The organism is Peribacillus sp. TE19612 (genome assembly GCF_056279465.1).
Genome location: NZ_JBWCCL010000002.1, coordinates 441723 through 465568 on the forward strand (window position 1 = coordinate 441723; position 23846 = coordinate 465568).

21 protein-coding genes are annotated in these 23846 nt (G+C 42.3%); 20 read left to right on the top strand and 1 reads right to left on the bottom strand.

All coding sequences use genetic code 11. From position 1 onward, the window contains the following. Positions 1-28 precede the first annotated feature (28 nt). The 14 genes from ACZ9AO_RS05490 (at position 29) to ACZ9AO_RS05555 (ending at position 14890) form a co-directional block, all read left to right on the top strand. Positions 29-433, top strand: a complete 405-nt coding sequence (locus tag ACZ9AO_RS05490) for an Asp23/Gls24 family envelope stress response protein (protein WP_222620245.1) — start codon at positions 29-31, stop codon at positions 431-433. Positions 434-869: 436 nt separating this feature from the next. After that, complete coding sequence (nusB, locus tag ACZ9AO_RS05495; RefSeq protein WP_034308295.1) at positions 870-1262, top strand: transcription antitermination factor NusB; 393 nt, start codon at positions 870-872, stop codon at positions 1260-1262. Between the two features lie 69 nt (positions 1263-1331). Continuing rightward, complete coding sequence (gene folD / locus ACZ9AO_RS05500) at positions 1332-2207, top strand: bifunctional methylenetetrahydrofolate dehydrogenase/methenyltetrahydrofolate cyclohydrolase FolD (protein ID WP_063594095.1); 876 nt, start codon at positions 1332-1334, stop codon at positions 2205-2207. Positions 2208-2346: 139 nt separating this feature from the next. After that, positions 2347-3699 (top strand): exodeoxyribonuclease VII large subunit, encoded by a 1353-nt coding sequence (gene xseA, locus ACZ9AO_RS05505; protein WP_476108616.1) that lies wholly within the window; start codon positions 2347-2349, stop codon positions 3697-3699. After that, a complete protein-coding gene (locus ACZ9AO_RS05510) occupies positions 3696-3929 on the top strand; it encodes an exodeoxyribonuclease VII small subunit (protein WP_251540911.1) in 234 nt (77 codons plus the stop codon). The genes xseA and ACZ9AO_RS05510 overlap by 4 nt, the downstream gene beginning before the upstream one ends. A 1-nt stretch (position 3930) precedes the next feature. Next, a complete protein-coding gene (locus tag ACZ9AO_RS05515; protein ID WP_251540910.1) occupies positions 3931-4824 on the top strand; it encodes a polyprenyl synthetase family protein in 894 nt (297 codons plus the stop codon). A 249-nt stretch (positions 4825-5073) separates the two neighbouring features. After that, positions 5074-6966: a 1-deoxy-D-xylulose-5-phosphate synthase gene (gene dxs, locus ACZ9AO_RS05520; RefSeq protein WP_048681832.1), complete on the top strand. Its 1893-nt coding sequence runs from the start codon at positions 5074-5076 to the stop codon at positions 6964-6966. Positions 6967-6970: 4 nt separating this feature from the next. Continuing rightward, on the top strand, positions 6971-7798 hold the full coding sequence (locus tag ACZ9AO_RS05525; protein WP_034308281.1) for a TlyA family RNA methyltransferase: 828 nt from the start codon (positions 6971-6973) through the stop codon (positions 7796-7798). Positions 7799-8118: 320 nt separating this feature from the next. Next, positions 8119-8568: a transcriptional regulator AhrC/ArgR gene (gene ahrC, locus ACZ9AO_RS05530; RefSeq protein ID WP_034308279.1), complete on the top strand. Its 450-nt coding sequence runs from the start codon at positions 8119-8121 to the stop codon at positions 8566-8568. A 22-nt stretch (positions 8569-8590) separates the two neighbouring features. Further along, positions 8591-10306 carry a DNA repair protein RecN gene (gene recN / locus ACZ9AO_RS05535; protein WP_048681817.1) on the top strand — a complete coding sequence of 572 codons (1716 nt, stop codon included), beginning with the start codon at positions 8591-8593 and terminating at the stop codon, positions 10304-10306. A gap of 161 nt (positions 10307-10467) precedes the next feature. Continuing rightward, positions 10468-11760 (top strand): SpoIVB peptidase, encoded by a 1293-nt coding sequence (gene spoIVB / locus ACZ9AO_RS05540; RefSeq protein ID WP_476108618.1) that lies wholly within the window; start codon positions 10468-10470, stop codon positions 11758-11760. Positions 11761-12089: 329 nt separating this feature from the next. After that, positions 12090-12881 (top strand): sporulation transcription factor Spo0A, encoded by a 792-nt coding sequence (spo0A, locus tag ACZ9AO_RS05545; RefSeq protein ID WP_034308269.1) that lies wholly within the window; start codon positions 12090-12092, stop codon positions 12879-12881. Between the two features lie 1055 nt (positions 12882-13936). Continuing rightward, on the top strand, positions 13937-14137 hold the full coding sequence (locus ACZ9AO_RS05550) for a hypothetical protein (protein ID WP_476108619.1): 201 nt from the start codon (positions 13937-13939) through the stop codon (positions 14135-14137). Positions 14138-14155: 18 nt separating this feature from the next. Beyond that, a complete protein-coding gene (locus ACZ9AO_RS05555; RefSeq protein ID WP_251540904.1) occupies positions 14156-14890 on the top strand; it encodes a glycerophosphodiester phosphodiesterase in 735 nt (244 codons plus the stop codon). A gap of 42 nt (positions 14891-14932) precedes the next feature. Here ACZ9AO_RS05555 and ACZ9AO_RS05560 read toward each other — a convergent pair whose 3' ends face one another. Next, positions 14933-15169 carry a DUF2627 domain-containing protein gene (locus ACZ9AO_RS05560; RefSeq protein WP_251540902.1) on the bottom strand — a complete coding sequence of 79 codons (237 nt, stop codon included), beginning with the start codon at positions 15167-15169 and terminating at the stop codon, positions 14933-14935. Positions 15170-15374: 205 nt separating this feature from the next. Here ACZ9AO_RS05560 and ACZ9AO_RS05565 point away from each other — a divergent pair, with 205 nt between their 5' ends. From ACZ9AO_RS05565 to ACZ9AO_RS05590, 6 genes are all read left to right on the top strand, one after another. Continuing rightward, positions 15375-17435, top strand: coding sequence for a sigma-54 interaction domain-containing protein (locus ACZ9AO_RS05565; protein WP_476108620.1), 2061 nt, complete (start codon positions 15375-15377; stop codon positions 17433-17435). A 367-nt stretch (positions 17436-17802) separates the two neighbouring features. After that, positions 17803-18900, top strand: coding sequence for a branched-chain amino acid dehydrogenase (gene bcd, locus ACZ9AO_RS05570; RefSeq protein WP_048679307.1), 1098 nt, complete (start codon positions 17803-17805; stop codon positions 18898-18900). A 131-nt stretch (positions 18901-19031) separates the two neighbouring features. After that, positions 19032-20453 (top strand): dihydrolipoyl dehydrogenase, encoded by a 1422-nt coding sequence (gene lpdA / locus ACZ9AO_RS05575; RefSeq protein ID WP_251540899.1) that lies wholly within the window; start codon positions 19032-19034, stop codon positions 20451-20453. A 24-nt stretch (positions 20454-20477) separates the two neighbouring features. Next, a complete protein-coding gene (locus ACZ9AO_RS05580; RefSeq protein WP_048679300.1) occupies positions 20478-21473 on the top strand; it encodes a thiamine pyrophosphate-dependent dehydrogenase E1 component subunit alpha in 996 nt (331 codons plus the stop codon). 12 nt (positions 21474-21485) lie between these two features. After that, positions 21486-22469, top strand: a complete 984-nt coding sequence (locus ACZ9AO_RS05585; protein WP_048679296.1) for an alpha-ketoacid dehydrogenase subunit beta — start codon at positions 21486-21488, stop codon at positions 22467-22469. A gap of 26 nt (positions 22470-22495) precedes the next feature. Further along, the gene (locus tag ACZ9AO_RS05590; protein WP_476108621.1) at positions 22496-23779 is read left to right on the top strand and encodes a dihydrolipoamide acetyltransferase family protein; all 1284 of its coding nucleotides are present in this window, start codon (positions 22496-22498) and stop codon (positions 23777-23779) included. Positions 23780-23846 lie beyond the last annotated feature (67 nt).

Consider the following 23846-nt stretch of genomic DNA (forward strand, 5'->3'; position numbering starts at 1 on the left):
AGACAGGAGGTGCTTTTGAATGAGTGAAATGGAAGGCCAATTACTCGAAATGAATGATTATAATAGTGGGCTGGGCAAAGTGGAGATTGCGCCTGAGGTGATAGAGGTGATTGCGGGTATCGCTGCATCGGAAGTTGAAGGTGTTGCACATATGCGCGGGAATTTCGCTACGGGTGTTGTTGAAAAGCTTGGTAAAAAGAACCACGGTAAAGGTGTTAAAGTGGACTTAACGGGAGAATCCATCAAAGTCGAACTTTATTGTGTCATGAAGTTTGGTGTTTCAATTCCGAAAGTTGCTCAGGAAGTGCAAGATAACATTCGTGAAGCTTTGTTGAATATGACCGCTATCGACGCTGGCGAAGTGAACATTCATGTAGTGGGCATTGCGTTTGAAAACGCTAAACAAGAAGCGGATTACGAACAAGAAGTGTAAGTGGGCTTCATTCGATTCACACCTGCAAAAACCCGGCAAAAAGCCGGGTTTTTGTTTTTTTGAATGGAAACTCGAAGATACCCGTTTTTGGAGCCTGCTTATAATATTAAATTTAAATGAGCATAATAAGGCGGTGTCTGGAAATTTCCCTTTAATTCAAGGGTGATTTCTGTTAGAGTGTAAAAGGTGAAATATGAGCATGAAAGCTAGGCAAGAGCTTTTTGACACTTTCAAAAAGTATGGGACTGTGTTGGCCGTTTAATTGGAAAGTAATCTTGAATCAAGATATTGAATCTTTGGCCTTTAATTTAGTGGGATTTAGCTTGTTTTTATAAATAATATAGCGAGAATCTTAATATTTTTGAAAAAATGTTATTTAATGTTCGTTTGTTCTAGCATTTTCATATATAATAGTAGATGTAAAAGGAGTAAGATTATGAAAAGAAGAGAAGCCCGTGAAAAATCCCTTCAAGCACTATATCAGATAGATATTGCGAACTCGAATGCAGAAGAAGCAATGGAAAGCGTACTGGATGGTGCTCCCACTGATAATTATTTCAAGAAATTAGTAATGGGGATAACGGAAAATCGTGAACAAATTGATGGAATGATCAGGGACAATTTAGAGAATTGGACGTTGGAAAGACTGGCGAACATTGATCGGAATTTACTGCGGATCGCGGTTTATGAAATGGTTCACAGTGAAGATGTTCCTGTAAGTGTTGCAATGAATGAAGCTATTGAAATTGCTAAGAAATTCGGTGATGATCAATCAAGCAGCTTTGTAAATGCCGTTTTATCCAAAGTAAAGGTGAAAAGCGGCAGCTAAAGCTGCAGCCTTGAACAAGGATTCTCTCAGCAATTTCTTTAGCAAAATTAACTTGGGAGGAATAAACACATGTCAGCTCAAATCATTAATGGTAAAGAAATTGCAGAGTCAGTTAGGCAGGAAATCAGTAAGGAAGTTCAACAGTTACGTGAAAAAAATATCGTTCCGGGTTTAGCTGTAATCCTGGTGGGTGACAATCAAGCATCTCAAACTTATGTGCGCAATAAGCAAAAGGCCTGTGAGGACTTGGGTATGCATTCCGTACTAATTAAAAAGCCTGCGGAACTCTCTCAGGAGGAATTAATTCAGAGCATTGCTGAATTAAACCAAGATGACAGCATTCATGGTATATTGGTGCAGCTGCCCTTGCCTGGACATATTCAGGAAAAGGCGATCATTGAAGCGATTTCCCCTGAAAAGGATGTAGATGGATTCCACCCGATTAATATTGGGCGGATGATGACGGGACAAGATGCATTTTTACCTTGTACTCCATACGGCGTCATGGTGATGCTTGAGTATATCGACTATGACCTTGAAGGTAAGCATGTTGTCATCGTAGGGAGAAGTAATATCGTCGGAAAACCAGCCGGACAATTGTTTTTAAATGCAAATGCAACCGTTACATACTGTCATTCACGGACAAAGGATCTTGCTTATTATACCAAGCAAGCCGATGTCGTTGTGGCAGCGGTCGGAAAGAGGGACACGATCACGAGTGACCATATTAAAGAAGGCGCAATCGTCATTGACGTCGGAATGAACAGGAATGATGAAGGGAAGCTTTGCGGTGATGTGGCGTTTGATGAAGTGAAAAATAAGGCTTCATACATTACACCTGTTCCTAAAGGCGTTGGTCCCATGACGATTACGATGCTTATGAAGAATACGGTCAAATCTGCTCAAAAAGCACTTGAATTAAACAAGCAAGCATTAAAAAGCTGAAAAAAACGTTAAATTATTTTAAAGAAGCGGACCTCTTGTTTTATAATAACGGGAGACCGCTTTTTTTCCATTCATGGATTTATGATAATCTATAGGTGAGTTTTCTTTATATCCGATTTCCATCGGAAGGAGACATTATATGAGCAACCAACAATATTTGAGTGTGTCGGCTTTAACGAAGTACATCAAAAGGAAGTTCGATGCCGACCCCCATTTGCAAAATGTATACATAAAAGGTGAAATTTCAAATTTTAAACAACATACAAGCGGACATATGTATTTTACTTTAAAGGATGAGAAGGCACGACTTCTCTCCGTTATGTTTGCCGCCAATAATAAAGGGATGAAATTCCTGCCTGAAAATGGCATGAAGGTACTTGTTAAGGGTGATATATCATTATACGAAGCTGGAGGACAGTATCAGCTTTATGTGAAAAGCATGGCCCCTGATGGTGTGGGGGATTTATATCTTGCTTATGAACAGCTGAAGAAAAAGCTGGAGGGGGCAGGCTTGTTTTTGGCCGAACACAAGAAGCCGATCCCGCAGTATCCTAAGTCTGTAGGGGTCATTACTTCGCCGACCGGAGCTGCATTAAGAGATATCCTGACAACCATCAAGCGGAGATATCCGATCGCCAGGATCATCGTTTATCCAGCACTTGTACAAGGGAATAATGCGGCTAAATCGATTGCCAAGGCAATTTCCATGGCGAACGCAAGGGCAGAAAGCGATGTTCTCATTGTCGGAAGGGGCGGCGGGTCGATCGAGGAACTATGGGCCTTTAATGAGGAGATAGTGGCTGAATCTATATATGATTCCGATATACCGGTAATTTCTGCTGTCGGTCACGAAACCGACTTTACGATTGCTGATTTTGTCGCCGATATGCGTGCTCCTACACCTACTGGTGCAGCAGAGTTAGCGGTTCCTCACTTGAATGAAATACTCGAACGCCTGATGAACCGCAAGAATCGATTGACCCGCTCCATTCAAGAAGCGGTGAATTTTGAACGAACCCGTTTAACCAGGATGGAGAGGTCTTATGCTTTCCGTTACCCACATAAAATGTACGAACAGAAGCTGGAACAACTAGACAAGACGATGGACAGGCTAGGGAGGACCAGCACGCGATATTTCATGAAAAAGAGAGATGAGCTGAATCAGCTGAACGATATTTTGAAAAAGCAGCATCCTGAACAAGCGGTGAAAAATGCGAAAGATGAACTGCAGCAGCATGCAAAGGTTTTACGGAGGGCCATGGAAGCCATCTATCGGCATAAATCTCAGCAGTTCGTCCATATTACAGCCACTTTATCTGCCCTCAGTCCACTAAAAATCATGGAACGGGGCTATGGATTGGTTTTTGCTGAGGATGAGACATTAGTGAAAAGTACACAGCAAGTATCAAAAGGGGATAGAATAGCGGTTTCGATAAAAGATGGAACTCTTGAATGTGAAATTAAAGAAATTAAGGAGCGGATTGAATCATGACAAAAAAACAGGAAGCTACATTTGAAGAAGCGATGGAGAATCTCGAAAAAATTGTAGAGCAGTTGGAAGAAGGCGATGTGCCCTTGGAAGAAGCCATTTCGATATATAAACAAGGAATGGATTTATCAAGGCTTTGCCATTCAAAGCTTAAGGCAGTTGAAGATCAGTTGACTCAAATTTTACGCGAAGATGGGGAACTTGAAAACTTTGCTGTACAGGAGGAAGATTGACATGGGTACGGCGTCCTTTGAAATGTTTTCTAATGAATATAAGGCAATTATAGAACGGGAAATCGTCGAATATGTCAATAAACTTAAAGCCCCGGCAGTAGTCAAAGAAGCCATGATCTATTCACTGCAGGCAGGGGGTAAACGGATTCGCCCATTATTGGTCTTTGCGGTTTTGGAGGCCTTTGGAAAAAGCTTGAGGATAGGGATTCCAGCAGCGGCTGCCATTGAAATGATTCATACATATTCTTTGATTCATGATGACCTTCCGGCAATGGATGATGATGATCTCCGCCGCGGAAAACCGACCAATCATAAAGTGTTCGGTGAAGCGGTGGCCATACTGGCAGGTGATGCGCTTCTTACTTATAGCTTTCAATTGGTGACGGATATGATCGATCCCGAGGTCACGGCTGAAATGAAGCTGAACCTTGTAAGTGAAATTGCGAAGTCTGCCGGAGCCGAAGGAATGGTTGGGGGTCAAGTTGCCGATATGGAAGGTGAGAATAAACAGCTGACCCTTCAGGAATTGGAGTATATTCATGAACATAAAACAGGGAAGTTATTGACTGCAAGCATCCTTTCCGGTGCTATATTAGCAGGGGCGAGTGAAGAACAGCAACTGCATTTACGTGACTTTGCATACCACCTGGGGCTTGCTTTTCAAATTCGCGATGATATTCTGGATATTGAAGGGTCAGTCGAGTTGATCGGCAAGCCGGTTGGCAGTGATGTGGGGAATCATAAAAGCACATATCCTTCTTTACTAACCCTTCAAGGGGCAAAGCAAAAGTTGGAACATCATATAGAACTTGCCCATGCCGCTTTAGGAAAAACAACCTTACAAACGGGTTTGTTGAATGAACTAACTGATTTAATTGCGAACCGTAATCATTGATTGTGGCTAAATTTGTTATCAATTGAGGTTTTGTGGTATACTCATTGTGCAAAAATATGTGAAAATCAAAATGAATTTTTTAATTGAGATACGTGATAAAATAGGTATAATAAGCCGCCGAAATCACCTGGGTGTTGGCGGCTATTTTTTAACTTAAAACCAATTTTTCGGTCAAGTCTTCCATAGCCCTCTTTTATGAGGCTTTGTTTATGCTATCAACCGAAAATGACAGAAAGTGAGTGGTCCTGTTTGGATCTTCTATCTATAAAAGACCCTTCTTTTTTGAAGAAGATGAATAATGAAGAACTCGTCGAGTTAAGTGTGGAAGTACGGAAATTCCTTGTGGAAAAATTATCGGTGACCGGTGGGCATATTGGTCCCAATTTAGGTGTCGTCGAGTTGACCATTGCCTTGCATAAAGAATTCGACAGTCCGAATGATAAAATTTTATGGGATGTCGGACATCAATCCTATGTCCATAAAATCCTGACTGGCAGAGCAGGGGAGTTCGACACCTTAAAGAAATATAAAGGTCTTTGCGGTTTTCCTAAAATGATTGAAAGCCCCCATGATGTTTGGGAAACCGGTCACAGTTCGACTTCCCTTTCAGCTGCAATGGGGATGGCGGCTGCCCGTGATATCAAAGGGGAAAGCAGCTTTATTTTGCCTGTAATCGGAGACGGTGCCCTAACAGGGGGAATGGCGCTTGAAGCGTTGAATCATATCGGTGATGAAAAAAAGGACATGATCGTTATCCTGAATGATAATGAAATGTCCATAGCCCCCAATGTAGGTGCCTTACACACGATATTGGGAAGGTTGCGGACAGCAGGTAAATATAACTGGGCAAAAGATGAATTGGAGCTGCTTTTGAAAAAAATTCCTGCAGTCGGTGGTAAACTTGCGGCTACAGCTGAACGCTTGAAGGATAGCATGAAGTATTTATTGGTATCAGGAATCTTTTTCGAAGAACTCGGATTCACATACCTTGGACCAGTAGATGGACATAATTATGAAGAATTGCTTGAGAATTTAAGATATGCCAAGAAAACGAAGGGACCGGTCCTGCTGCATGTCATCACGAAAAAAGGCAAGGGATATTCACCTGCCGAGTTGGATACAACCGGGAATTGGCATGGGACAGGCCCATACAAGATAGAGACAGGCGATTTCGTGAAATCCCCTAGTAAGGGTCCTGCTTGGAGCGCTCTCGTAAGCGATACTGTCAGCAGGCTAGCCCGTGACGATGAGCGGATTGTCGCGATTACACCTGCAATGCCCGTAGGTTCGAAATTGGTGGGCTTCTCTCAAGAGTTCCCAGAGCGTTTCTATGATGTAGGGATTGCCGAGCAGCATGCTGCAACTTTTGCAGCCGGATTGGCAACGCAAAAAATGAAACCATTCCTGGCTATATATTCAACCTTCCTGCAAAGGGCTTATGACCAGGTGGTGCATGATATTTGCCGTCAGAATTTGAACGTATTCATAGGAATCGATCGTGCCGGATTGGTTGGTTCCGATGGTGAAACGCATCAAGGCGTTTTCGACATTGCTTTCTTGCGCCACGTACCGAATATGGTGCTGATGATGCCGAAAGATGAAAACGAAGGCCAGCATATGGTCAATACGGCCTTAAACTATAATGATGGTCCGATTGCGATGCGTTTCCCTCGTGGGAATGGTTGGGGAGTTGAGATGGATGCTGAATTACAGCAGATTCCGATCGGTTCGTGGGAAGTTCTTAAAGAAGGAACGGATGCTGCCATCTTAACGTTCGGCACAACGATTCCCATGGCTCTTGAAGCGGCAGAACTGCTCGAGAAAGAGGATTATTCAGTGAAGGTGGTCAATGCCCGGTTCATTAAGCCTTTGGATGAAAACATGCTAAGCAGTCTCCTTGGTGAAAAAATGCCTATCTTGACAATAGAAGAAGCGGTTCTTCAAGGTGGTTTTGGTAGTTCTGTTCTTGAATATGCTCATGATCAAGGATTTTATGGGGCAATTATAGATCGAATGGGGATACCTGATTATTTCATTGAACATGGAAGCGTCGATGAACTTCTTGAAGAAATCGGTCTGACGACTGAGACAGCCATCAAAAAGATTAAAATGATAACACCCAAAAAAGAAAAAAGGGCCTGAAAATATGAAAGTGATGAAAGAAAGAGTGGATGTATTACTTGTAGAACAAGGCTTGGCCGATACACGTGAAAAAGCGAAGCGTATGGTTATGGCAGGCCTTGTCTACGCGAATGAAGAGAGATACGAAAAACCGGGGGAAAAAGTGCCGGTCGATCTCGAATTCACGATCAAAGGAAAAGTCATGCCTTACGTTTCAAGAGGCGGTCTTAAACTTGAGAAGGCATTAAGGGAATTCGATTTACAAGTGAATGGAAAAATACTGCTTGATATCGGATCATCAACTGGCGGGTTTACGGATTGTGCTTTGCAAAATGGCGCCATAATGTCTTATGCGCTTGATGTCGGCTATAATCAACTTGCCTGGAAGCTTAGGCAGGATGAGCGGGTAAAAGTAATGGAAAGAACCAATTTCCGTTATGTTACACCCGCCGATCTCGACGGGGAGATGCCAAACTTTGCAAGCATTGATGTTTCCTTCATCTCGCTTACGTTAATTTTACCGGTGCTAAAGACCTTGCTCGTCCCGAATAGTGATGTCGTTGCCTTGGTTAAACCGCAATTCGAAGCCGGGAAGGATCAAGTGGGTAAAAAGGGGATTGTTCGCGATCCCAAAATCCATAAACAAGTGTTGGATAAGATCATTTCTTTTTCTTTAAAGGAAGGCTATGATATCAAGGATGCCTCCTTCTCACCGATTACCGGCGGTGATGGAAACATTGAATTCTTACTTCATTTACACTGGCAAGGGTCGAAGGAAGATGGAGCATTATTGCTTTCGAAAACGGTTGATGACATCGTTGGAGAGGCCCATGCCCAATTTAAAAAAGAATAGCTGGAACTTTGTATGGCTCCTTTGGCTGAACGGTTGGCTAAAGGAGCTTTTTGACTATACATTGTCGTCATGAACTTGAATCATTTATGGGTGGATACATAAAATAGGTAAGTGCAAAAATTAGACTTGTATTCATTTTAGAGAAAAAGTTGTACAATTGCATAAAAATCCGATAACATTAATATTAGCCACTTAGTAAAGCGGCCTATTTGCACGTACTGATGATACCGAGGCAAATTGGGCAGCTTGCTTAAAGTAAGAAATGAAAGTGATACCATTACCATTAAATGAGCAACAGTTGAGAAGAGGTGCTTCTACTTATGAATAAAGGACAACGACATATAAAAATAAGGGACATTATAACGAATAATGATATCGAAACACAGGATGAGTTAGTTGAAGAATTGAAATTAGCTGGATACAATGTAACTCAAGCCACCGTTTCAAGGGATATTAAAGAGCTTCACCTTGTAAAAGTTCCTTTAACGGATGGAAGGTATAAATACAGTCTGCCGGCCGACCAACGTTTCAATCCACTTCAAAAATTAAAGAGAATCCTTGTCGATGCATTTGTACGCATTGACTCAGCCAACAATTTGCTGGTTATGAAGATGCTCCCGGGTAATGCCCAGGCCATCTGTGCATTGATTGATAATTTAAATTGGCAAGAAATACTCGGGACGATCGGCGGCGACGATACATGTTTAATTATCTGCCGTTCTGAGGAAGATGCAAAGATCATTTCCGGCAAATTCTTGGACATGCTCTAATAATGTTGTGAGGTGACCTAGTTTGTTAACAGAACTATCGATTAGGAATTTTGCGATCATAGACAGCCTGTCCGTTTCATTTGAGAAAGGCTTGACGGTCTTGACAGGAGAAACAGGGGCAGGGAAGTCAATCATAATAGATGCCGTTCATCTCTTGGTTGGGGGCCGTGGTTCTGCAGAGTTCATTCGGCATGGTGAGTCGAAGGCTGAAATAGAAGGACTATTCCAAATTGAAGATGAAAAACACCCGGTCTTTGCCAAAGCGGAAGAGTTTGGCCTGGATATGAATGATGGGATGGCGATACTTCGAAGGGATATCTCACAGAGCGGTAAAAGCGTTTGCAGGGTAAATGGGAAGCTGGTAACGATTTCCACATTACGTGAGATAGGGCGGACATTGATAGACATCCATGGTCAGCATGAACATCAGGAATTAATGGATGAACGACTCCATCTTCCGCTGCTCGATCAATTTGGCGGTGAAAAAATCGCATCTGCACTCACTGAATACCAAAAGCTATATAAACGTTATGAAACGGCTTCTAAACAATTGAATGGTTTGAGCCAAAATGAACAGCAAATGGTCCATCGCCTTGATCTGATCCAATTTCAATTCGATGAAATCCAAAAAGCTGATTTGAAATTACGCGAAGATGAAGAATTGATGGAAGAACGGAAGAAAATTAATAATTTCGAAAAAATCCATGAAGCGCTGCAAACCAGTTATAATGCTTTAAATGGCGAGCAGCATGCAATTGATTGGCTTTCCGTAGCCATGAATAATTTGGAGGAAGCGGCAGGGCTTGATGAAGGTTTAAAGCACAGCTCTGAAACCGTTTCAAATAGCTACTTTCTGCTCGAAGAGGCTGTGTCAAACATCCGGGACCAATTGGACTCTTTGGATTATGATACAGAACGTGTGGAATTCATTGAAAGTAGACTTAATGAAATAAATCAATTAAAGCGTAAATACGGGCGGACCATCGAGGAAATCCTGGAATATGGGGCCGCAATTGAAGAAGAAGTCGAAAAGCTGCAAAATAGGGAAACCCATATCGCGAAGCTTGAAAAGGAAATGAAATCCATCAAGGCAGATCTAATCGTCGAAGCAAAGAATCTGTCTGAACTTCGCCAGAAATTCGCTCAGCAGCTAACCAAAAAGATTCATCAGGAATTAAAGGATTTATATATGGAAAAAACAATTTTCGAACCTCATTTCCTTCAGACAGCCTATACTTTCGATGAATTGTCAGATAGGGGCATTAATCAGTCAGGGCTGGATTCAATGGAATTTTATATTTCCACCAATCCAGGTGAACCATTAAAACCTCTTTCTAAAATCGCATCTGGTGGAGAACTGTCGAGGATCATGCTGGCTTTGAAAAGCATTTTCTCCAAGCATCAAGGCATAACGTCCATTATATTTGATGAAGTGGATACAGGTGTAAGCGGACGGGTTGCCCAATCCATTGCCGAAAAGATCTATAAAGTGGCAACTGGATCACAAGTATTGTGCATATCCCATTTGCCTCAGGTGGCAGCCATGGCGGATACTCACCTTTTCATAGCGAAAAATGTAAGGGCCGGACGCACGAATACCTCGGTCAAGCCGCTAATTGAAACTGAAAAAATAAAAGAAATTGGCAGGATGATTTCGGGAGTAGAGATTACGGACTTGACGAAACAACATGCCAATGAATTAATTCAGCTGGCCAAAAGGCTGAAGATTACATCTTGATGGGCCGGTAAGAACATTATTTGAACTTATCATAAGCATTCATTGTAAAGCTATCCAAAAACGGATAGCTTTTATTTTTTCCACCTGTTATAAATGACTGTCATGAGGGCTAAATTAAAGGTGTAGCCATAAAGTTTCAGAGAGCGAGGAGAGTGAATGGATTGAAATTTATATGGATAAACAGGATCATCGGTGGAATTCTCCTTGTTTCGCTATTAACATTAGGGTTATACCAGCCATCTCGTGAATATTTTTTAATTCCAAATCATCTTGTACTATTTGAAGGAAGTCAATATAGTATTTCCAAATCATTGCCTGTTTCTGCAAAAGCTTCGGGAACCAGTGATGGAATTTCACTTCATGATGAACAAGCTTCGATTACGCTTGGTGCTGAGAAACCAGGTACGAATGAAGTGTTACTCGATGTAGCAGGCTTGCCTGCCAAAAAGGTCGACATCAGGGTGTTAAAAGACTTTAAGGTCATGCCTGGAGGCCAATCCATTGGAGTGAAGCTTAATACTCTTGGGGTGCTCGTAGTGGGTCATCATCTTATTGATACGGCGCAGGGGAAAAAATCACCGGGAGAAAAAGCGAAAATTGAAATCGGTGATATTATTACAGAAATCAATGGTCAGACGATAAAGAAGATGGGGGATGTAACCCCTTTTGTTCAGCAGGCAGGTGAAAAGGGTGAGGCGTTGAAAATTGTCATTAACCGTGATAATGAAGTCCTTCATAGTACCTTATTACCGCTAAAAGATAAGAATGAAGGAACTTACAAATTGGGTTTGTATATCCGTGATTCGGCAGCTGGTATCGGAACGATGACGTTTTATCACCCGGATTCAAAAAAATATGGGGCGTTGGGACATGTCATATCCGATATGGATACAAAAAAGCCAATTGTTGTCAAGGACGGACAGATCGTTCAATCGACGGTCACATCCATCGAAAAAGGAAGCAATGGTGATCCGGGAGAAAAATTGGCACGCTTTTCTTCCAATAAAGAAAAAATAGGAAATATCAATCGCAATAGTCCCTTTGGCATTTTTGGGAAATTAAATCAAGATTTTAAAAATGGAATTAACGACAAACCACTCCCCATCACCCTTTCCCATGAGGTAAAGGAAGGGCCAGCAAAAATCCTTACAGTGGTGGATGGTTCTCAAGTGGAGGAATTCGATGTAGAAATCGTCAGTTCCATCCCACAGAAGTTTCCTGCAATCAAAGGAATGGTCTTAAAAGTGACGGATAAAGAATTGCTTCAAAAAACGGGTGGGATCGTTCAAGGTATGAGCGGCAGTCCTATCATACAAAATGGGAAATTAATCGGTGCAGTCACCCATGTATTCGTTAATGATCCTACAAGTGGGTATGGAGTCCATATCGAATGGATGTTAAACGAAGCCGGTATAAATATATACGACAAAGATAATTATGAAAAGGCAAGCTAAGAATCCGGGTATCCTTTTGGATGCCCCTTTTTAATGGAAAATTATGATTAGCATAGGTTTGGGTCGGAATTAATTTTGATTTCTTCAAAAAATAGAGGTTTTTTTGGAACGATGTGATAAAATGAAAACGATATGAAGATTTTTCGACAAACGGTTTATTCCAATAGCAAACGAAGTCGAAAACAAGAGATATCCGGAGAATAATATTGAATTCCTTATATTTTTTCAAAAATAAAAGGAATTTAGTTTCCATTGTCGAAAAGTTCAATTACAATAGAATTTAGTCATATAGAAAAAAAGACCAATTGTAGTTGAGGAGGAAATCAAGCGTGAAAAAAATTAAGGTGTGCGTTGTAGATGATAATAGAGAACTTGTTGGCCTTCTGGAAGAATACATTTCTGCACAGGAAGACATGGAAGTGATTGGGGTGGCACATAACGGTCAAGATTGCCTGGGTATGCTAGAAAGCGTTGATCCGGATATTTTGATCCTCGATATTATCATGCCTCATTTAGATGGGTTAGGTGTACTTGAGAAACTTCGTGAAGTAAAACGGGGTGCCATGCCTAATGTGATAATGCTTACTGCCTTTGGTCAAGAAGATGTAACGAAAAAAGCAGTTGATTTGGGTGCGTCTTATTTTATCCTGAAACCATTTGATATGGAAAATCTGGCCAATCACATCCGTCAGGTAAGCGGTAAAGGGCAGGCGGTTTTAAAAAATCATAGTCAATTTAGCTATCGTCCCCAAAATGAATCCAAACCGAAGAACCTTGATGCAAGCATCACCAGCATCATTCACGAGATTGGAGTGCCTGCACATATTAAGGGCTATTTGTATTTAAGGGAAGCCATATCTATGGTATATAATGATATTGAACTATTGGGTTCCATCACCAAAGTTTTATATCCGGATATCGCAAAAAAATACAATACTACGGCCAGCCGAGTTGAACGTGCTATCCGGCATGCGATTGAAGTGGCTTGGAGCCGTGGAAATATAGAATCCATATCATCTCTTTTCGGCTATACCGTAAGCATGACAAAGGCAAAACCTACAAATTCCGAATTCATTGCCATGGTTGCCGATAAGCTGCGCCTCGAACATAAAGCTTCTTGACAGGGGTAGGAACGTTGATTTGACGCAATTTGGACGGGAATTTAACCGTGAATTTATCGCTATTCCGATAAACCTTCCGGTGGAATACCAATAAAGACTGATCGTATTTGGCGGATGAATGAACACGGCATCTTTACGAGTCAGTATATAGGAAAATTCCGCAGTCGTCCAAACTGGGCGGCTATTATTTTTGCGTAGGGGCTGGTATTCATGTCAATCCGTAATCGATTGAAAGAAATACGTCATGACCATCGTATGTCCCAAACGGAATATCAGTTTTACCCCTGCGAATAAGAGACAGGTGAACCTTCGCTTGGCAAAGCGATGCTCATCAGGAAGGTTTGGAATGATGGTCAACGAAATCATTGATAGGGAAGAATCATGACGTCCATTGTTGGGCGTTTTTTTATGCTTTCGGCTTGCCGCTCCGTTTGAATTTTTTTGGATAAGGCACTTCCATACACTCGTCTATACGCACTGCAACACTGTTGTTATGGCGGCTATTTTAATTTTCGATTCAGTTGCAGAATCAACTCAGTTAGTAAAATGGACTTATATGAGCGATAAAGCTGGTGTAATAGGAATCCGGAAACCTGATAAGAAACGTTGGGAGGGAGAGAGCGCGAGGGAGGATGGGGAGTATTCAAATATCCGAGATGAGCGAAATGTTAAAAATGTAGAAGAAACTCGTTAAAAAAGGTGCATAGTTTAATCTTAAGATATAAAGTTCAGAGGCGCAAAACATATTGGAGGTTGTCCATTTTGGACAATCTTTTTTTGTATGTATTGGAACGGATATTTTAAAACTAAACTTATGATATTTTTTGGTGGAATTTCTTTATTTATAGACGATGACTGAGGAATTGGGAAAACAAAATATGTTTTAGATTTAAATGAATCTGAATGAGACTTTGCTTTATATAAATCAAAAAAATTAAAGGGGGAAGCTTGATGTATATGAAAGACAATTGAGCGATTAGCAAAATTGTCAATATGAACAAACAAGAAATCAATTCGAGAGGGTATGTCTCAAGGACGAAAAACGGAAGTCAAACATGGATATGCTTGAACCAAAAGGGCAATTACGATTTCCGGATATCCGCTTGCAAATCAATAGCTTGGAAATGAAGTGGAGTGATTTGAGGAAAGGAACCTTCTATGCAGAAAATAATCACCTGCGTTTTGATTGTAGAATTGATCTAGATGAAAATAATTTGCTGTTACTGTTCATAGAATCGGTGTATAACAATTTTTGAGAGAGGCGGCGTTTCATCATGACCTTAATCTTTGCACATCGAGGCTCTGCAGGAACTCATCCGGAAAATACGATGTCGGCGTTCAAGGAAGCTGCCCGTGTCGGTGCGGACGGAATTGAAACGGATGTCCAGCTCTCGAAAGATGGAGAAGTGGTCATCATCCACGATGAAAAGCTCGATCGGACCACGAATGCCTCGGGGTATGTAAAAGACCGGACCTTAAAGGAGTTGAAAACCCTTAATGCGTCCGCAACCCATAAGGGTAATTTTGGCAAACAAAAGATTCCCACACTTGAAGAACTGTTTATTTGGCTTAATGATAATCAGCTTTTTTGCAATATTGAATTGAAAAATACGGTTTTTCTGTATCCAGGCTTAGAAGAGAAAGTCATCCGGCTCATCCGTACCTACGAAATGGAGGAAAGGATAATCCTTTCTTCTTTCAATCATTACAGTTTGGTCAATTGCCATCGATTGGCACCTGAATTGGAAACGGCACCGCTATATAGGGATGGCCTGTACATGCCGTGGATATATGCAAAGGCAATAGGCGGAAGTGCAATTCACCCAAATATCCGGGCTGCCCCTGATGCACTCATTCAATCATCGGTTAGTATGGGTGTTCCTGTAAGGCCCTATACCATTAATGAAGAAACCGAGATGAAGCGGTTATTCAAATTGGGGTGCAGCGGCATCATAACCGATTTCCCCGAAGCAGCGGTACGGGTCAGAGAAGGTTTGGAGTCAAGATAAAGAAAGAAGGTGCCATAAGAGGCACCTTCTTTCTTTTTGCGTTTAAAATTTATTGAACCTGCTCTGGACCTTATTTTGTTTTCGATCTCGATGTAGGACGAAGCCGGCGATAAAGGCTATTCCGCCTATCGTAATGAGCAGTCCTATTAAAAATTGCAGCCAAAGGAATGGATAGGGAGACTGTAAAATACCGAACACCATGTCCCTCATTATTTTTATGCCATAGGCAGCAAAGGCACCGGGGATAAAAAGAATCAAAAAAGCGATTAAACGTTTCATGCAGTCAAATCCCTTCCGAAAATTCCGTCTTTAAAAAATGATAAAGGATATAAATTATTTGTCAAGTAACGGGAATCTAGATAATGACTGGGAGTTGGCGGCTGTTTTTAAAGGGGGCCGATATGGTAAAATGGTGTGGAGTATGAAAAAAATTGCAGGGAATGATCTATTTAAAGGGGAAATTATTTCTTAAGGGGGATGGCTGATGCAAAAGGTCATGATAGTAGGGGGAGGAGTAGGAGGGACGACCGTGTTGAAACTCCTATCGGAAAGTGAAGTGTTCTCCATTGTTTGTATGGCTGATACGAATGAATCCGCTGAAGGGATGCTTGCTGCGAAGGAACGAAAGATTCCTACTGTGACTAATTGGAGCATGGGATTGGAGTGGGATTTGGACATCATATTTGATACGACCGGTGACCCGTCTGTCTATAAAAAGATAAAAAGGGACATGGGCGAACAAACGATTCTCATTCCTGGAAGTGTCGCCCTCATTATGACTAAGTTGTTTGAAGAGAAAAATCGTTTAATAAGTAAATTGGAGAATACCTCCGCAAAAATGGATTTGATCCTTAATACGACCAGTGAAGGGATGGTGGTGATTGACCATGAAGGATTCATCATCATGTTCAATGATAGTGCGGAACGTGCTTCAGACACAAAGCGCGAGGATCTGATTGGGAGACATATCAAAGATTTCATCCCATCAACAGGATTGCTGCGAGTGATGCAAACGAACCAAAAAGAAGTGAATCAGGAAATCACCCTTGGCAATGGGATGGAACTCATAACGACAAGGATACCTTTGGTGAATGCCGATAAGGAAATCATAGGGGCTTTTGCTGTGTTCAGGAATAAAATGGAAGCTGTGCAATTGGCGGAGCAGATCACTGATTTAAAAGAGATACAGACGATGCTCCAGGCAATCATTCAATCCAGTGATGAAGCCATATCTGTTGTGGATGATCAAGGAAGGGGGCTTTTGATCAATCCGGCATATACAAGAATCACTGGCTTAACAAAGACCCAAGTGATCGGTAAGCCGGCTTCCATCGATATATACGAAGGCGAAAGTATGCATATGAAAGTGCTTCAGACAAAAAAACCTGTTCGTGGTGTCAATATGCGTGTCGGCCCAAAACACAAGGAAGTGATCGTGAATGTTGCTCCAATCATTGTGGATGGGTGCCTGAAAGGAAGTGTTGGCGTCATTCATGATGTATCGGAAATTCAAGCCTTGACCCACGAACTTAATCGGGCAAGACAGATCATCCGGACATTGCAGGCTAAATATTCCTTTGATGATATAATTGGGGCTTCCGAAGAGATGAAGCTTCCCATTGAACAGGCGAAATTATCGGCAAGAACACCAGCTACTGTCTTATTAAGAGGGGAATCAGGGACGGGCAAAGAGTTATTTGCACATGCCATCCATAATGCGAGCGATAGGAAGTTCAATAAATTCGTTCGGGTAAATTGTGCGGCCATCTCGGAATCATTACTTGAAAGTGAACTATTCGGTTATGATGAAGGAGCCTTTACCGGGGCAAGCAGGGGCGGAAAGGTCGGTTTTTTTGAAGAGGCAAATCAAGGGAGTATCTTTTTGGACGAAATTGGTGAATTGCCAGCCAACATTCAAGCTAAATTACTGCGGGTTTTACAAGAAAAGGAAATCGTCAGAGTGGGGGGGACGAAGCCGATCCCCATCAATGTCCGGGTCATAGCCGCTACGAATATCAATCTTGAACAGGCCATCGCAAACGGATCATTCAGGGAAGACTTATATTTCAGGCTGAACCGCATGCCTATTTTCATTGCTCCATTAAGAAAGAGAAAAGAAGATTTGAGAGAATTGGCGGAGCATTTGATTAATAAAATCAATCAGGAGTATGGACGGAGCATAGAGGGAATTACAGCAGCAGCTATACATAAGATGCAAATCTACAACTGGCCGGGAAATGTAAGGGAACTGGAAAATATCTTAGGACGGGCAATCATTTTCATGAAATTGAACGAGACAATCATTGATATCCATCATATTCCGGATTTTATCGAAGAGATTCCATTAAAACAACAAGAGAAATTATTAATGAAGCCTTCCGGCTACGTATCGGGGAAACCGCTCTCGGAGATAATAGACCAGTATGAAGCCGAAATCATTCAGCAAGCGTTCCACACCCACAAGGGAAATAAAACACTTACGGCAAAAGCGCTGGGGATTTCAGTTAGAAATCTATATTATAAAATGGAAAAACTAAAACTGTGAAAAATTTTGCATGCAATCATTTGCACACTGTGAAAAAAATGCGTGGAATTTTCTGATTTATTTTAATTTAAGCGAGACTCCACTTCTGACATGAAATTTTTTTGAATTTGTTATAGGCTATAGTTGCCCAACATATTAACCAGCATGTCCTTTTTTTGGATAAAAAGATGCTGATTATGTATTTTATTGGCATGTTATTTGCATATTTAAAGGTGCATGGGTTTCTCAAGGGAACCATTCCCCATGGGGAAAATATCATGTGAGTAGCGGATTTTTATTTAAAACGAACGTAGGAACAAGTAAGAATGAGGAGAAATTCAGTAGTCTCATATCTGACATGTATTAAACATCTAGGGAGGATTCCTTTATGGAAATTTTTAAATATCTTGAGAAGTATGATTACGAGCAACTGCTATTCTGTCAGGATAAACAATCGGGTTTGAAAGCGATTATTGCCATTCATGATACAACATTAGGGCCTGCGCTTGGAGGCACAAGGATGTGGACGTATGCATCTGAAGAAGATGCCATTGAAGATGCCTTAAGGCTTTCGAGAGGAATGACATATAAAAACGCCGCTGCCGGCTTGAATTTAGGCGGGGGGAAAACCGTCATCATCGGCGATCCGCGTAAGGATAAAAATGAAGAAATGTTCCGTGCATTCGGAAGGTATATCCAAGGGCTGAATGGCCGTTATATAACAGCTGAAGATGTAGGTACAACGGTTGAGGATATGGATCTCATTCATGAGGAGACGGATTTTGTCACGGGGATTTCCCCAGCATTCGGTTCTTCGGGTAACCCTTCCCCAGTAACGGCATATGGGGTATACCGCGGTATGAAGGCTGCTGCAAAAGAGGCATTCGGAACTGATTCCTTAGAAGGCAAGGTGGTTGCAGTCCAAGGCGTCGGGAATGTTTCTTATAACTTATGCCGTCATCTTCATGAGGAGGGCGCCAAGCTTATCGTTACGGATATCAATAAAGAAAGCGTGGCCCGTGCGGTTGAATCCTTTGGGGCGACTGCAGTGAATCCAGATGAAATTTATGGAGTCGAATGTGATATCTATGCACCTTGTGCATTAGGGGCTGTCATAAATGATCAAACAATTAATCAAATCAGGGCGAAGGTCATTGCAGGTGCTGCGAATAATCAATTAAAGGAAACTGTTCATGGCGATCAAATTCATGAAAAAGGGATTATATATGCTCCTGATTATGTAATTAATGCAGGGGGAGTCATAAACGTGGCCGATGAGCTTTTAGGGTATAATCGGGAAAGAGCCCTTAAGAAAGTGGAAACGGTTTATGATACAATTGAAAGAGTCATCGAGATTGCAAAACGTGATCAAATCCCAACTTATAAAGCGGCGGATAGGATGGCAGAGGAGCGAATTGCTCGCATGAGGAATTCAAGGAGCCAATTCCTGCAAAATGAAAAACATATCCTGAATGGAAGAAAATGAATGTAATTTTACAAGATTAGATTCCTGTGTTTTTTTAAATAAACACAGGAATTTTCAACATGGATAACGTAATAAACATAGGGCAAGTAAAAATGGTGACAAATTGTATGTATTTGTGAGGAGGAGTGGTTTTGGCTGAAGAATTTGACCTCGTTATCCTCGGAGGAGGAACAGGCGGGTATGTGGCGGCAATAAGGGCTGCTCAATTAGGATTGAAAACGGCTGTCGTGGAGAAAGGCAAGCTCGGCGGAACGTGTCTACATAATGGCTGTATCCCTTCGAAAGCACTTTTAAGGAGTGCGGAAGTTTATCAGACTGCAGTGAAAAGTGAGGAATTCGGTATTGTTACCGGGGATGTAAAGGTAGATTTCCTTAAAGTGCAGGAAAGAAAGAATAAAGTGGTCGATCAACTCTATAAAGGAGTTCAGCACTTGATGAAACAGGGAAAGATAACGGTTTATGAAGGGTTAGGGCGTATACTTGGTCCTTCTATATTTTCACCGATGCCTGGGACAATTTCCGTGGAAATGAATGATGGCACTGAAAATGAAATGCTCATCCCCCAGAATGTCATCATTGCCACCGGATCGCGTCCGAAGACACTGCCCGGTTTAGCGATTGATGGGGAATTGGTGCTTACATCGGATGAAGCTCTAAAGCTTGAGAGCCTGCCAAAATCGATGATTATTGTAGGCGGTGGAGTTATCGGCATTGAATGGGCTTCGATGCTCAATGATTTTGGTGTGGAAGTGACAGTACTGGAATATGCAGATAGAATCATCCCGACAGAAGACCATGATATTTCCAGTGAAATGCTTCGTCTCCTGACGAAAAAAGGCGTCAAATTCGTTACAGGTGCCAAGGTATTGCCTGAAACCCTGAAAACGGATGATTCAGCATCCATTTCTGCTGAAGTCAAAGGTTCGGTAGAGGAATTCACAGCTGAAAAAATGCTGGTTTCCGTAGGCAGATCGGCAAATGTTGAAGGGATCGGCCTTGAAAATACGGAGATTGTGAAAGAAAAAGGTTTTATTGAAACCAATGACTTTTTCCAAACGAAGGAATCACATATCTATGCGATCGGTGACTGTATCGGCGGTCTGCAATTGGCACACGTTGCCTCCCATGAAGGTATTACGGCCGTTGAACATATTGCAGGCAAAAAACCGGAACCGCTGGATTATTCGCTCATTTCAAAATGTGTATATTCAAGCCCAGAGGCTGCAAGTGTCGGTTTGACGGAAGATCAGGCAAATAAGGAAGGCTATGACCTTAAAATAGGGAAATTCCCATTCCGTGCAGTTGGTAAGGCCCTTGTTTTCGGGGAAGCGGATGGTTTTGTCAAAATCATCGCCGATAAGAAAACGGATGATATACTGGGCGTTCATATGATCGGGCCACATGTTACGGATATGATTTCAGAAGCTGGACTTGCAAAAGTGCTTGATGCGACACCTTGGGAAATAGGCAAGACAATTCATCCGCACCCAAGCCTTTCCGAAGCAATCGGAGAGGCGGCCCTTGCTGTCGATGGACGTGCCATTCATTCATAAAGAATAAGGTCAGGAGGTTTTATGATGGTAGAAAAACGTCATGAACAATTAGGCTTAAATGAGGAAACGGTTTTAGATATGTACCGGACAATGCTTTTGTCCCGCAGAATTGATGAGCGCATGTGGCTTTTAAACCGATCCGGGAAAATTCCCTTCGTGATTTCCTGCCAGGGGCAAGAAGCTGCTCAGGTTGGGGCTGCGTTTGCGCTTGATCGGCAAAAGGATTATGTACTGCCTTATTATCGGGATGTAGGTGTTGTGCTTACCTTCGGAATGACCGCAAAAGACTTGATGCTTTCAGGCTTCGCGAAAGAGGAAGATCCCAATTCCGGCGGGCGCCAAATGCCTGGTCATTTTGGTCAAAAGAAAAATAGGATCGTCACTGGTTCATCGCCTGTAACGACACAGGTCCCGCATGCTGTCGGAATTGCCCTTGCAGGGAAGATGGAAGGTAAGGATTTGGTAACATTCGTAACGTTTGGGGAAGGTTCATCCAATCAGGGCGATTTTCATGAAGGGGCCAACTTTGCAGGTGTGCATAAGCTACCGGTCATTTTCATGTGTGAAAATAATAAATATGCGATTTCCGTTCCTATTGAGAAACAGCTATCGTGTGAAAATGTTTCCGACAGGGCGATTGGATATGGGATGCCTGGAATAACGGTGGATGGCAATGACCCATTGGAAGTGTATGCTGCGGTGAAAGAAGCGGCTGACCGTGCACGAAGGGGAGAAGGCCCTACACTGGTAGAAACCGTCTCATACAGGCTCACACCACATTCAAGTGATGATGATGACCGAAGCTACCGGACGGCGGACGAAGTGGCCGAAGCCAAAACGAAGGATTCCATAATGACATTTGGAGCCTATTTAAAAGAAGTGGGAATCATGGATGATGACCTTGAGAAACAAATGAATGATGAAGTAATGAAGATAGTCAACGAAGCAACCGATTATGCTGAAAATGCTCCATATCCGAAGGCTGAAAGTGCTATGAATCATGTATATGCACAAAAGTAAGGGGGTAATAGAATGCCAGTGATTTCATATATAGATGCCGTGACAATGGCAATGAGGGAAGAGATGGAACGAGATTCCCGTGTATTCGTATTGGGAGAGGATGTAGGAAAAAAAGGCGGGGTCTTTAAAGCCACTAATGGTTTATACGACCAATTCGGTGAAGAGAGGGTCATCGATACCCCGCTCGCTGAATCTGCAATCGCAGGAGTTGGGATTGGAGCCGCCATGTATGGGCTTCGGCCGATAGCTGAGATGCAATTCGCTGATTTCATCATGCCTGCCATTAACCAAATCGTTTCAGAGGCAGCCAAAATCAGATACCGTTCCAATAATGACTGGAGCTGTCCTATGGTAATCCGTGCTCCATATGGAGGGGGGATTCATGGAGCTCTTTATCATTCGCAATCGGTTGAAGCGATCTTTGCCAATCAGCCGGGCTTGAAAATTGTGATGCCTTCCACTCCTTATGATGTAAAGGGTTTGCTTAAAGCTGCCATTCGCGACGAAGACCCAGTGCTTTTCTTTGAACATAAACGCGCGTACCGCTTGATCAAGGGTGAGGTGCCTACTGAAGATTATGTACTTCCCATCGGTAAGGCGGATGTGAAAAGGGAAGGGGAAGACATTACTGTCATCTCCTATGGCCTTTGTGTGCATTTTGCCCTTCAGGCAGCCGAAAAATTAGCTGCAGATGGAATTTCTGCACATGTTCTTGACTTGCGTACCGTCTATCCTTTGGATAAGGATGCTATCATAGAAGCGGCTTCTAAAACAGGGAAAGTATTACTTGTTACGGAAGATAATAAAGAAGGAAGCATCATGAGTGAGGTCGCAGCCATAATAGCCGAGCATTGCCTTTTTGATTTGGATGCCCCTGTAAAACGATTGGCCGGCCCGGATGTACCTGCCATGCCTTATGCGCCTACGATGGAAAAACAATTCATGGTGAATCCCGATAAAGTGGAAAAAGCAATGAGGGAATTGGCCGAGTATTAATGACTGTTAAGAAGGAGGAATGAATTATGGCTATGGAATTAATGAAGATGCCCCAACTAGGCGAAAGTGTCACGGAGGGAACCATCAGTAAATGGCTTGTGAAGCCTGGGGATCATGTCACGAAATACGACCCGCTAGCTGAAGTGATGACGGATAAAGTAAATGCTGAGGTTCCTTCTTCCTTCACCGGCATCATCAAGGAATTGAAAGCGGATGAGAATCAAACATTGGCAGTCGGGGAAGTCATCTGCTCGATTGAAGTTGAAACGGCAAAGACGGATAACGAAAATGCCGGGCAAGTTTCTCATAGTGAGGAAAAAGTTGATGCACCTGTTACAAGAGATGTGCAGCAAGCGGCAGAACCATCAAGGAAAGCTCGCTATTCGCCAGCTGTGTTAAAACTTTCCCAGGAGCATGGAATCGATCTATCAAAAGTTAAAGGAACGGGGAATGAGGGACGGATCACCCGTAAAGATTTACTGAAACTTGTTGAATCAGGGAATCTTCCTAAGGCGGATGAGCCTTCCGCAATTTCCGATGCGGCTCCTAAAGAGATCGCCCCTCAAGTCAATCGTCAAACAAGTCCAGTAACAAACGTGCCGACTGCGGCAGGTGACAAGGAAATACCGGTAACCGGCATCCGTAAGGCAATTGCGTCCAATATGTTGAAAAGTAAGCACGAAATTCCGCATGCTTGGACGATGGTGGAAGTTGACGCCAGCAATATGGTGAAATTGCGTGATAATCTAAAATCCGATTTCAAACAAAAAGAAGGCTATAATTTAACGTACTTTGCCTTTTTCGTAAAAGCGGTTGCTCAAGCCCTTACGGAATTTCCAGAACTGAATTCGATGTGGGCCGGCGAAAAAATCGTACAAAAGAAAGAAATCAATATATCGATAGCCGTTGCAACTGAAGATGCCCTATTTGTTCCGGTCATTAAAAATGCAGATGAAAAATCAATCAAAGGTATAGCAAGGGAAATACAGGAACTTGCATCCAAAGTGAAGTCAGGTAAGTTAAAAGCAGAGGATATGCAAGGTGGTACGTTCACTGTTAATAACACTGGCTCTTTCGGTTCTGTCCAGTCCATGGGAATCATCAATTATCCACAGGCAGCCATTTTACAGGTTGAAACGATTGTAAAACGTCCAGTGGTCATTAATGACATGATTGCAGTACGAGATATGGTGAATCTCTGTTTATCACTTGATCATCGTGTTTTGGACGGACTGGTATGCGGACGATTCCTCGCGAGGGTCAAAGAAATCATCGAAAAGATTTCCAAAGACAACACTCCCATATACTAAAATGAAAAAAGGAAGGCCGGAAGGTCCTTCCTTTTTTTTGCACTTCGCTTTTCCGTAGAAAAACATC